The following is an 11,500-nucleotide window of genomic DNA, read 5'->3' as shown; positions in this document are numbered from 1 at the left end:
TTGAGCAATCTTATTTTATAATCGGCTTGATTGACGGAAGTTAAACTGGATTAGCGTGAGCTGTGCCGGATCGTTCAGCTTTCATGACTATGTCGATCTAACCGTGTAGTCCTCAATCATCAACCACCTGAGGCTTCATCTAGCCCCAGAGAGGCAGCACCGACAAAAAGCGTCGATAGGTTGTCGTGTAACGGAAACGCAGCCATCATTTTGGCAACAAATTCACCGGTTGATGGCTTCTCTGCCAAGAAGTGATTTGCTGTATTTAGATACGCGATCGTTTCTTCTATAGCGCGGATGTCGTTTACTGAATCCGGGGTCCGGTGAGAGGCCACGACAATCTGCGGCTCTAGATCCAGCAGATCCGAGAGCGTTTGGATCCAAGCCGTACGTTTGTCATGGTCACTATCAATCAACGTCGGGTGCACATGATTATAGGCTATGTCGCCCACAACAATTGCCGCAAGGCTGGGGATGTGCACGTAGCTTGATCGAGATATGTCCGATTGGCCCACTTCAACAGCGTTGATCTCATGACCTTCGATATCGAGAGTTCCGGTGGTAAGCTCAGGAATCGAAACTGTTTTTGCGATTTCTTCTGAAAAGAGCGACGCCCACATAGCGCGATCGCGCCCAGTTTCCTTTTCTTCTTCGATGAAATCTATCGTTGATTTGGTTCCGACAAGGGATGCTTCCGGAAAATGCTCCAGAAGTATTGACGCACCAATATAATGATCGAAGTGGCCGTGTGTGATGTAGATTGTGCGCAGTCGTTTACCCGAAGCTTTTATCCAATCAACGAGGCGCTTTGCGTCCTTCAAAGTAGGTGCCGTATCGACGAGGACTGCATCTTTCTCCCCGTAGATGAGTGTCGCGGTCGAATGCGGCCATGTCCAACCACCTTCAGGTGCCTTAAGGTCGGAAGGCATGTTCAGTGCACACGGAGGGATGTCAAAGGTTTCGATTGCGAGTTGCTTTTCCATGTTTGGCTCCTTCTGGGCGTAACGTGTTCGTTCGTATTGCATGGACTCTCAATTACCTTGGGCAAAAACATCGTTCAGGATCTGCCAAGACTGAGTTCTTTGAAGCCGCCTTAAGACTGCCGAGGCAAATGCCCATTGGCTGCTGAGGTATCCGGAATGCCTGGGCAGGGTGTCTCAAATCTTGCTGACGCGCCGGTGACAGAACTTGCAGAACGCGGACGCCGGGGCGCGATCCTGAGACCTCAACGTTTGTGTAAGTACAACGATCAGTTTCGGTACAAATAGAAAGCTGATTTGATCAGCTGCCCCGTCACCGCAGACAGGGCATTTGCCTCGATCAAAAACTGGCGACATCTGATGAAACTGATAGTCAATGCCTGTCTTAGGCCCTGGCAAGACACCCTTTGAACACGTCACACGAATATCCGCATGAAGAAACCGGGCGACATCATGCGCCCAAAAACTCCAGAGATTCTTGCACGAACTGATCGTAGTACTGGAAGATCCCACCGTGACCTGCATCCTTATAGAGCGATAAACGTGCGTCTGGGATGCCGAGCATCAGATGCGCAGAGTTTACACTGGGCACCATGATGTCATGTTCACCGTTCGCGACGAATGTTGGCTTTGTAATTTGGCTCAGATCGGGCGATGCGCTGCTTGCATATTCCGCAATGGCCGCTAACTGCGCGCGAAACGATTTCACTGATACCTTTTTGACCCGTCCGGTTTTCTTTTCGCTCAAGCGAGAAAGGAACTTGCGTGCCTCGCGCTTGCCGGTCTCAGTGCGGGTAAAAAACAAATACACCCGAATATCAGTGAACGTCAGAAGGCTTAGCAATTGATAGCGATAGGCTTGGCCCGGAATATGACGAATACCGATCCCTCCCCTTGGACCGATACCAGCCAAGACGATTTTTTGAGCAAGCTCGGGCTCTTTGAGGACGATATCCTGAACGACGGCACCACCAAGAGAGAACCCAAGCAGGCAGACTCGTTCGAGCCCCAGCGCCTTGATGAAGGCTATGCCATCATCCGCCATACCCGCGACCGTTTTTGGGGTGGCGCCTTCTGAGCCACCAATACCGCGATTATCGAAAGTGAAAACCTGATGCTGCGCCGCCAGCCCGTCAACGACCGCGGGGTCCCAATCGTCAATTGTACCCGCAAGATGATTGAACATCACGATTGGGACACCCGATTTAGGACCGATGGTCCGATAGGCAAACTTGGTACCATCTACAGAAACAAATTGTGTCTCGGCATCGACGTAGCGGGTTGTTTGCGTGCGCATTCTATGTGTTGTCCCTGATGAGCGTTTCGGTGACGGCCGCAATGAACGCAGCCTTGTCATCCTTGATGTCCTGGATGCGGCTGCGCAGCGCGTCCGTGAGATCCAAATGGGCATCCGACCATATGTAAATTTCCGCCATGATCGGGAGCAGACTGATCCCTTTCGGAGTGAGCCTGTAGGCAGAGCCTGATCTGGTTTGGGTTGAGTTAGACTGTTCTATGATGCCCTTTTCGGTCAGCATCTTGAGTCGGTCTGCGAGGATATTCGTCGATATCCCTTCCTCGGATTTCAAAAAATCGCTGTAGGTGCGTTTTCCCACGAACATCATGTCCCTGATTATGAGAAGGGTCCACTTATCCCCCCATATCTCCAGCGACAGGTTGATGGGACACCTCGATCGGTTGCCTTGTTTCATTGACATTCCCCCTGACAGTTCCTGCGGATGCACGTCATGCCGCAATATGAGTAGTGGTCAGGTCGAGCAATGTCCTGCCATCATCAGAGGAGACTGTTGTGCGTACAGTTGAAACGGTTCGACCCTTCTTCACAAACTCTGCCTTTGCATGAAGTGCGCCCTCCCGGCTGTTGGACAACATGTTGGCGTTAAGGGTGATGGCCAAAGGGAACCCTTTCATACCAGGCGTCGGGCGTTCGCCCCGAAGTGCAAGCGTTGTCGCCACGACATCTGCGAACCAGATCATCGCACCCGCGTGCACAGTTCCGAACGGGTTTCGGATTCCATCTTGGATCGGCATGAGGCCCGTCGCTTCACCTTCTGCAACGAACGAAATGTCAAATTCGATCGACCCATTCAGATTGGCAGTCAGGTGAGACATGCTCTCCGGCTCCTTTGTAATGGCGCTTGCGTTTTGCAAGTTCTGCGAACATGCGACATGAACTTGCATTTTGCAAGTCCTTAGACTTAACGGCAGGATCGAGAGGGTGAATGTCCGAACCGAACCGATTGTGTTGAAAACTCCGATTCTGCCGAAATTTGGTGAAGAAATCAGCCATACGGCGCTAGTCGGACAACTAAGCCAAGGGGTTGGGCCAAAACAATAGTTCGGCGATGTGAGAGGCGCTCACGGGATTCTGCGCGCAAATGGAGCCGACTTTTCTGATGAAACGGAACTCGGCAGAAAAATAGGTAGCAAAATATTAGAGTTTTTAAACGCAATCAGCCCAGAAAGACCGATGCAGCGCGAGAGGCAAAGCTCTGTTTGCGCTGGTTCAACAAGCCTCTTTTCTTGCACTCGCAGCTAACGGCAGGTTCGAAAGGCAGCATCTCAATATCGGATGGCAAAGCTCTATGATGGGTTAGGGCAGTCCGTTGGTCTAAATGATTTGCAGGTGTTCGAATGCTGCGTGACCTCCTCGGCTGGCTTAACGACGGCAATATTTGATGCGGTCTGAGCGTTGCGTGTCGGCTATTTCGGCACCGCGTCGCGAAGTGCTCTCTCCAACAGATTTCGCAGTAGGTTTTCTTCCGCTTCTGACATTGGCTGGAGGATTTCACTAATCGTCTCGGAGATGACTCGCTTAAGCGTATCGACGACCTGTTCTCCTTCCTGGGTCAACGACACGAAGGTAACCCGCGCATCGTCAGGCGATCGTTTGCGTTCCACTAACCCCTTCGTCTCGAGCGATCTTATGCTGCGTGTCATCTGAGACTTGTCGCGCGCTACCTGTTTGGTCAGTTCTTGCAGGCTGGGACAGCCCATATCGGACAGAGTTAGAAGTACAATGCCGCCACCTGGGCCAACTTTCTCGGTGTCGAAAGCATGTGCCTTGGATTGTAGGCCGAAGTGGATGCGTCGCATAAAGCGATCGATCAAGAGGGCCAGTTCTGCGTCTTGCATGGAAACACTTTTGTTGACAAAGTCCACAAAATATCAAAAGTGGACAACATCAACTTATCTATCCCCAAATGGTTGCAGACGAAAGGGTAGTCGCATGAATACTCGGACATCGCTTCCACTCAAGATTTCTGCGGTGCTATGGGTCATCTGGGGTCTGGTCCACATGTTCGCAGGCATCATGACAATTTCGCAAGATGCAGGCGGGGCTGTGGCAGGAATTGCAGATGCGGTCGACCCAAACCTACTTGCGGGTGAGTACCATCCAGCGGTCGGCGCGGTCTTGAACCAGCACGGCTTCAACTTGCTTTGGATTGGTGCCTTTACAGTCTTGGGTGGTGTGATGATCTGGCGTCATTCGGTAATGTTCATCTTTATGACAGCCGCTGTTGGTTGGGTCGCTGACGTCGGCTATTTCGTCTTCATGGACTTGGGTGGCTTCGTGCATTTTGTGCCCGGGACTGTCATGACGATCTTTTCTTCAGCCGCCGCCATTCTAAGCTTTTGGGCGTATTTTTCCGGAATGCGTCGCAGACCACTGGTTTGAAGTGCTTGTCGCGCACGATGAGCGACATCGACTGAACTGAATCTTAGTTCCGCTCCCCTATTTCCTATCGGGGTGAACGACGCGTGGGTGCTGCGCCGCGTCCGAGTTTAGAATTAGGACGTTGCATTCCCAAAAAGGTGCCGTTTGAATGTCATCCGCTTCAAACAAGGTATCATTTATTCGTCAAATCGGAACAATCTGATCGTTGGGACTGATAACACCGGATCTGATAATCCTGCAGTTCAATCCAGATCTGTGCCTCAGGCGATCGCAAACAGATTTCCCCAGGAGTTTATCCAAGTAGCGGCAGGGAGTGTTCAGTCGACCACCTTGAAGAATGACGTCACCTACTCGGAACTGCACACCAACCAAATGGTTCAAAGGTACTGAGCGGGTTGTCAGGTTTCTGCGGTGTTCAAAGGGTTCAAGGTCGATGTCATGATCTCTTTTCAACGCAATCAGGGTTTCCACTTCGACCAGAGTGACTTCCCGAATATCCGCAATATGCGAATAGAACCCGGTCCCAAGTGCATAGCGATCTCCGTCCAACCCTTCGCCGGCAACCGCTTCGACAGCATCGCGCTGCTGCATGGGTGCGCCACCTTTGTCGGCTGTATGAATGTGCAGTACTTCACCTGCGAATGTCATGTTCGCTTTCCCCGTTCCAGTTCATCATTTTGTTTTGAAGTTCATCGACCAATGGTCGGATTTTAGGGCGTTCGCAAGTCAAGTCGAAGCAACGGCGGACCGCCGGGAACGCGTTCAACACTGCGTCAGGCCGGGCCAACCCATAGGCGGCCCACATGGTCATATGGATATCTGCGAGGCTGAACTGCTGACCCAACGCAAATGGCCCTTCGTTTTTCAAGAAACGGTCGTAAACCTGCCAACGATCCATTGCCTGATCTTCCGCCCTGGCCTTGATACCCGCGCTGTCAGCTGGGTTGTTCGTATAGTCGGCAGGTTTGAAGTACTGGCGTACGGAAGGTTGGATGTCGTTAGTCTGAAAGAAGAGCCGTGACAGAAATAGGCCCCGGTTTTCGTCGCTTGGTTGGGGCACAAGCCAGGTCATTCGGTGATGTTCCGCCAGAAACAGCATAATCGCAGCGGCCTCATGCAGAACATAACCGTCCAGGGTGATCAATGCTGGGATGTATCCCGCAGGGTTGATGGCCAAGAAGTCTGGTTTTCGATGATCACCACGCAGTTCGTCCACCTCGCGCAGCTCATAGTCTAGACTGCCCTCTTTGAGGACCATCTGAGGTCCGATGGCTCGGGTAACCCCGCCACCGTACAGGACATATCGACCCGGTTTCTCTGTGTTCATATCAGCATCAACCCGGCACGTTGAAGAGGCGATTGCCGCTGGCAAAGACCTGTTTCCAAACCACAATTCGATAAGCCTTTCGAAGCCCTGTCGGCCAGAACGGGTCTGCACGGATCAAGTGTTCAACATCCCGCGGATTATCTGCTTCCACGATCCAGCAGCCATCCAGCCCTTGACCGGAAGAGGCTTTCAACGGCCCAGCGACATCAATCTGTTCAGCGTGCGTTTCGAGAAAGCCTAGATGCTGATCCATGAACTCCGTTCGGATGTTCGGGTCAGCATCTGCTGCGTCTTCAAAGAGAACCAAGTATTTCATTGAAGCCTCCATTTGATGCCTAGAACAGTTGCACAGCGTTTTTGCCAGTTGAAACAATATCTGTGCAAAACTAGTCTGCAAAAATGCAGAAAACGGCTTGGGATGATCTCCGCTTTGTGCTGGCGCTTTATCGCGCGGGACGACTGGCCGCTGCCAGTCGAATTCTGGGAGTTGCCGAGACCACCATTTCGCGGCGGATCGCCCGGCTCGAGACTGAGCTTGAAACGAAGCTTTTCATTCAAACTGGTGGTGGGACCTACATTGTAACAGACGCCGCCAAAACCGTTCTGAACCACGCCGAACAGATGGAAAGCCACTATCAGGCACTTTCCGAACAGGTGGATCGGGCGTCTGTCTCAGGTAGCGTTCGCATCAGCTCTGTGCCCGGGATCGTCTCGCAAATTCTTGTTCCAAGCCTGTCGAAATTGATAGATGAACACCCTCACCTCACGATTGAACTGGTGCCCGAGGCCCGCAACGTAGACCTGAACCGTCGCGAAGCTGATCTGGCTGTTCGTTTTGCGCGGCCTTCGACCGGCGGGTTAAATACCAAAGCGCAAAAACTTGGCAGCTTGGAGTTTGGCGTTTTCGGCCCGGCGCATTTGGACCAGTACAGTGAACCAGAGCTGCCGTGGATTGGTTACGATGACGACGGTCAAAGCCGACCCCAGGCCAAATGGACCGAAACGCTGCGGTCTCAATCCGGTGGAGATCTTGCGCCACTTCGAGTGTCATTTCTGGAAGTGGCGCAGGAAGCTGTAGCGAATGGTCTCGGGAAGGCCTTGCTTCCGGTCCGTATTGGGCAAAATGATCGCCGCCTGACGAAGCTGGAACAGTATAGCATAACGGGCCAGTTTGCCCGAGATGTTTGGCTGCTGCATCATAATGATACATATGAACGGTCAGCAATCATCGTTGCAAGGGAGTGGGTAAAGCAACTGTCTTGGAATTGAGTCACTGGCGTGCCGTATATTCCGTTAGGTGCCGAAACCCGGCTGCACGCTTGTCGAACTTGAAGTAGGCCTCCGATGAATTATAAGCCCAGTGGCCTTCGCTACGAAACGTGATCGTCGTTGCGAACCAATTCTCGACTATCAAAAGGCCAACCGATGCATATCGCAAGGTTCAGCTAACGTCTCTCTCGGGTTGATATCGGCAAGGAGCCTTCATCGATCCAGGCAGCCCTTGGGAGATCGGCGCTCGATGTTCAGTTCGTAACGAGAAAGCGTGATGCGCCTCCAGGAAGGACTGCCCATCACTGGACGCGGTGACAACAGCGACCCAGATCTTCGCTATCAATCATGTGTCCTGCAGCGAGATCATCGCCGATGAAACGCCTTTGGGCGGTTAACGGCTTCTGCTCCACTGGAATAGTCGTCGATGAGATGTGACGAGAAGTCGGGCTCAGAATCCAATCTGCAAAATGAGGCACTTTGCGCGGGTGTCCGGTCCTGTGTAGCGTTCAAACTGATGGGTCGTTTGTAGGCAAAGCAGGAGAGTCCGCTTTGAAATTGTCACATGTAAGCCTCACTGCGCGGGATGCTGATCAACTGTCTGCTTTCTACAAAGGAGTGTTCGGCCTCGTAGATAGGCGTCCGCCCAAGAAGCTTTCCGGCGAACTGTTTTCTCGCGGAAATGGTTTGCCAGATACGGGCATTTACTCCATCTGGTTGGAATTCCTCAAAGATCACGAACCCTTCTTGGAGATCATGGAATACACCGAAACACCCCAAAGGGGTGTCCCTGCTGTAAATGAACCCGGTTTTGGCCATCTGGCAATCTCAGTTTCGGATTTAGATAAGGCAGTTGATAATGTGCTGCGATTTGGTGGGTCATTACAGGGCCAAATCACCAACTTTGGCACTGAAGAAAAGCCGCACATGATGGTTTACGTCCGTGATTCTGAAGGCAACATATTGGAACTTGATCAGCCCTACTCATCTTGATTGCGATCAGCGGTAGTTTGGTCCTGCGACCTGTGAGTTTTTTCATGGAGTGAAAGTAGCTCCTGACGGTTGCAACCCGCCTTTTGACAAACTGGGCCGTTGTTAAGGAACGATCCGTATGACGGGTGCGGTGACGTGGGTAAATTGCAACGGGTCATTGTTAAATCGGTGGAGTTCCGCGCGGGGCGCGCGGCTCGCATGATTTAGTAGACAGGGTAGGGGATCGACACGGGCTTGCGCCCGCGCTCACCCCACCCCTGACATTCTCATGATTGGCTGAGCAGCCCGCTGATAGCGGTCTGCTGTGCTTGTTTTCCCGAGCGTCGCGGGGCCGAAAAGCTCTCGTATCTGATCCGGTCCAGGGGTAGGGCGCGAAGAGTGACCCACGCCAGGGGCGCGGCTCGCATGTCTCTTTTCTATGCGCTTCAAGCAGAAATCGCGAAAATCCCGGTTCCTCCCACGCGCAAGCGCGGGTCCCTCCCAAATTTGCCCAATTTCAGCCTGACCCCCAGTCCTCCGATCAGAGACGGATCTTTTCCATCGGCCCCCTCCTTCGCCGGGAAAAACGCGGGTGGGTGCGGGTGCCGATGTTCAGGCCATCGGGTCGTTTCCGTGACCCGATGGAATAAACCGAAACAAGGGCGGTGAGGCCAAACGCAGATCGGCCACCGCATCACCACGAAAGAGAGGTCAACCATGGCTGCAATCGCAAAAGAGACCGAGCAAACAGGTCAGGTCGATTATACCCTCATCGCACAGCAGAATGACGCTTTCCGCAAGCGCTTGCCCGAGGGCGGGGAGGGGATGATCGTTCAGACGACCGCTATCGACAATATGGGTCCCGTCTTTGTTGCTGCTTGTCTCGCCCAGATCGTCGCCTATGACGATTTCACCGAGGACAATGACCCCTACGGCACACATGAGATGGGTTTCATGGAAGTCATGGGTCACAAGGTCTGGTTCAAGATCGATCTGTACGACGAGACCTATCAGTACGGGACGCCGGCCCCCACCGATTTGAGCAAGACGCGCCGCGTCCTGACCATCTTATTCCCCAGCGATTATTGAGTTCGGTCCCGGCCATGCGGTCGGGGCTGGATGCGCAACCCGCGCAGGAAAGGAGGTGAGAACATGAACCCATACACCATTGAGCGTCAGCGCAAGTTGGCTTGGAAGAACCTCAAGAAGGGCGGCCTCTCCGGCAAGATTGCCCGCGCCTTCTTGAAACGTCACGGAGCCGCCTAAGCGGCCTCGCTCTACCCCGAAAGGGGTAGGGCACCCATAGCACAAAATTTCACCATGAGAAAAGGGTTACCCCTATGACTAAGCAAACCAAGATCACCGCGACCGAGGCCCGCTTTCCGCTGGCATCGCTGACACTATCCCCGATCAACCCGCGCCAGACCGTGCCAGAGGGTGAGGTTGTCGAACTGGCCGAGTCCATCTGGACCGTTGGCCTGATCCAGAGCATTGCCGGTCTGGCAGACGACAAGGGCGGCGCAGAAATCGTGGCCGGTGGACGTCGCCTGCGCGCGCTGCAATATCTGGCTGAACAGCACGATGACCTTGCCAGTATCCGCCCCGAACTGGCGAACCCGCTGGTGATGATCGCTAGGGATGTTGAAACGGCGCAGACATGGGCGACGGCGGAGAACATCACCCGCAAGAACCTGACCCCCGCCGAAGAAATCCGCGCCTATGGCAAAATGGACAAGGCCGGTGCGCCCGCATCCGGCATCGCCCGTGCTTTTGCCGTGACAGAGGGGCATGTTTACAAGCGTTTGAAACTGGCGGGGCTGCCGGAACAGGTCATCGACGCACTTGCTGCCACGGAAATCAACCTTGGCGAAGCTGCTGCGTTTACGATCTGCGACGATGCCGACCTGATTTTGCAAGTGCTGGAACAAGCCCGGAAAGGCCACCTGTCGGAATACCAGATCAAGAACATGCTGAAACCGGATGCGGTCAGCGCGTCGGATCGGCGGGCAAAATATGTCGGTCTGGATGCCTACAAAGAGGCCGGTGGCCGTGTGTCGGGCGATCTGTTTGCCGAAAAGACCCTATTGGATGATGAGGCCATTCTTGACCAGTGTTTTGCCGACAAGCTGGCGGTGGCCGCGCGCACGATCCGGCAGGAGCAGGGTTGGAAATGGGCTGAGACTATCGATGCGACCTATTTCAGCGGCTATGACATCGACCAGATGAAATGCGCCCGCATCTATGCGGAGCAAGGCGAACTGACCGAAGAACAGGCCGAGCGCTATGACGAACTTGCCGAGCTTGCAGAGGCCGAGGTTCTGGACGAGGCAGGCCAAGCCGAGTTGCAGGCGTTGCAAACCGTTCTGGACGGAGCCTATTCGGACGTTCAAAAGGACTGCGCCGGGATCATCCTACATGTCACCAACTCCGGTGATTTGAATGTGGTTGAAGGGCTGGTAAAGCCCGAGGACAAAGAGGCGGCGGTTGCTGCCGATGTGCTGGCCGCATCGAAGCACAAGACGTCTGACGCCGCCGACACATCAAGTAAGCCGCGCATGTCACAGGCTCTTGTCGATGATCTGAAACGGGTTGTTACGGGCGCGCGCCAACATGCCGCCGTCAACGATCCTGATCTGATCCTTGCCCTGCTGGCGTTTCAGGTTTCAGGCGGAACGCAATACGGCGATCCTATCGGTCTGAACGCAAGTGATGTGCCGAACTGGCCGACCACCGAGGCCAGCGGCTACGCGCTGGATGAGCGTCTGACGACACCGAGTGAATGGGACGGTGACGCCTTTGACCGCGATCTGGCGAAGGCGTTCCGAAAGTTCCGCAAGAAGGGCGACGACCACGTTCAGGCTGAGTTGATCCGGCATCTGGCGGGGCTTCTCAGCGGTGGCGACAAGAAGTTGAAAACCCTGATCGACAAAGAGGTCAAGACTGACATTCGCGCGGTCTGGACGCCGACCTTTGACAACTTCTTTAGCCGCATCGCAGGGCCTTACCTCAACGATATCTGGCGCACCGTTCTGGGTCTCAAAGAGGGCAACTATCAGCTGAACAATTTCGAAAGCCTCAAGGTTGGCGAAAAGCGCAAGAAGCTGGACGCGCTGTTCAACGACCCTGAGACCCGCGAGGCGATGAAGCTGAGCAAGGCGGTCGAGAAGCGGATCGCCACATGGCTGCCCGAGGGCATGGTCTGAAAACCGCAGGTGGGGCGCGTAAGCGCCCTGCCACTCCGATGACGTTCTT

General features: G+C 53.9%; 13 protein-coding genes. 5 read left to right on the top strand and 8 right to left on the bottom strand.

The features are described from left to right. Nucleotides 1-119 precede the first annotated feature (119 nt). The 5 genes from ACR0KM_RS19170 to ACR0KM_RS19150 all read right to left on the bottom strand — a co-directional run bounded on the left by ACR0KM_RS19170 (nt 120) and on the right by ACR0KM_RS19150 (nt 4,136). Nucleotides 120-983, bottom strand: coding sequence for an MBL fold metallo-hydrolase (locus ACR0KM_RS19170; RefSeq protein WP_480861154.1), 864 nt, complete (start codon nt 981-983; stop codon nt 120-122). Between the two features lie 448 nt (nt 984-1,431). Beyond that, complete coding sequence (locus tag ACR0KM_RS19165; RefSeq protein ID WP_480861155.1) at nt 1,432-2,277, bottom strand: alpha/beta fold hydrolase; 846 nt, start codon at nt 2,275-2,277, stop codon at nt 1,432-1,434. 1 nt (nt 2,278) lies between these two features. Next, a complete protein-coding gene (locus tag ACR0KM_RS19160; protein WP_480861156.1) occupies nt 2,279-2,692 on the bottom strand; it encodes a winged helix-turn-helix transcriptional regulator in 414 nt (137 codons plus the stop codon). 34 nt (nt 2,693-2,726) lie between these two features. Further along, nucleotides 2,727-3,113, bottom strand: a complete 387-nt coding sequence (locus ACR0KM_RS19155; protein WP_480861157.1) for a PaaI family thioesterase — start codon at nt 3,111-3,113, stop codon at nt 2,727-2,729. Between the two features lie 591 nt (nt 3,114-3,704). After that, a complete protein-coding gene (locus ACR0KM_RS19150; RefSeq protein ID WP_480861158.1) occupies nt 3,705-4,136 on the bottom strand; it encodes a MarR family winged helix-turn-helix transcriptional regulator in 432 nt (143 codons plus the stop codon). A 163-nt stretch (nt 4,137-4,299) separates the two neighbouring features. On the opposite strand from ACR0KM_RS19150, the gene ACR0KM_RS19145 reads away from it, so the two are divergent. Beyond that, a complete protein-coding gene (locus ACR0KM_RS19145) occupies nt 4,300-4,680 on the top strand; it encodes a hypothetical protein (protein WP_480861159.1) in 381 nt (126 codons plus the stop codon). Nucleotides 4,681-4,863: 183 nt separating this feature from the next. Here the strand turns inward: ACR0KM_RS19145 and ACR0KM_RS19140 are convergent, their stop codons facing one another. The 3 genes from ACR0KM_RS19140 to ACR0KM_RS19130 are packed head-to-tail and all read right to left on the bottom strand — an operon-like array spanning nt 4,864 to nt 6,323. After that, the gene (locus ACR0KM_RS19140; RefSeq protein ID WP_480861160.1) at nt 4,864-5,328 is read right to left on the bottom strand and encodes an MOSC domain-containing protein; all 465 of its coding nucleotides are present in this window, start codon (nt 5,326-5,328) and stop codon (nt 4,864-4,866) included. Continuing rightward, nucleotides 5,312-6,007 (bottom strand): glutathione S-transferase family protein, encoded by a 696-nt coding sequence (locus tag ACR0KM_RS19135; protein ID WP_480861201.1) that lies wholly within the window; start codon nt 6,005-6,007, stop codon nt 5,312-5,314. Before ACR0KM_RS19135 ends, ACR0KM_RS19140 begins: the two co-directional genes overlap by 17 nt. Before the next feature lie 7 nt (nt 6,008-6,014). Beyond that, nucleotides 6,015-6,323 carry a YciI family protein gene (locus ACR0KM_RS19130; RefSeq protein ID WP_480861161.1) on the bottom strand — a complete coding sequence of 103 codons (309 nt, stop codon included), beginning with the start codon at nt 6,321-6,323 and terminating at the stop codon, nt 6,015-6,017. 83 nt (nt 6,324-6,406) lie between these two features. On the opposite strand from ACR0KM_RS19130, the gene ACR0KM_RS19125 reads away from it, so the two are divergent. The 4 genes from ACR0KM_RS19125 to ACR0KM_RS19110 all read left to right on the top strand — a co-directional run bounded on the left by ACR0KM_RS19125 (nt 6,407) and on the right by ACR0KM_RS19110 (nt 11,451). Next, nucleotides 6,407-7,276 carry a LysR family transcriptional regulator gene (locus tag ACR0KM_RS19125; protein WP_480861162.1) on the top strand — a complete coding sequence of 290 codons (870 nt, stop codon included), beginning with the start codon at nt 6,407-6,409 and terminating at the stop codon, nt 7,274-7,276. A 552-nt stretch (nt 7,277-7,828) separates the two neighbouring features. Beyond that, nucleotides 7,829-8,269 (top strand): VOC family protein, encoded by a 441-nt coding sequence (locus tag ACR0KM_RS19120; RefSeq protein WP_480825963.1) that lies wholly within the window; start codon nt 7,829-7,831, stop codon nt 8,267-8,269. Nucleotides 8,270-8,965: 696 nt separating this feature from the next. Further along, nucleotides 8,966-9,337 carry a DUF3768 domain-containing protein gene (locus ACR0KM_RS19115; RefSeq protein ID WP_480825961.1) on the top strand — a complete coding sequence of 124 codons (372 nt, stop codon included), beginning with the start codon at nt 8,966-8,968 and terminating at the stop codon, nt 9,335-9,337. A 251-nt stretch (nt 9,338-9,588) separates the two neighbouring features. Further along, nucleotides 9,589-11,451 carry a ParB/RepB/Spo0J family partition protein gene (locus ACR0KM_RS19110; RefSeq protein WP_480825959.1) on the top strand — a complete coding sequence of 621 codons (1,863 nt, stop codon included), beginning with the start codon at nt 9,589-9,591 and terminating at the stop codon, nt 11,449-11,451. The last annotated feature ends 49 nt before the right edge of the window (nt 11,452-11,500 follow it).

The sequence above is a fragment of the Ruegeria sp. G10 genome (assembly GCF_056533645.1).
This window is presented reverse-complemented; position numbering and strand designations above follow the sequence as displayed.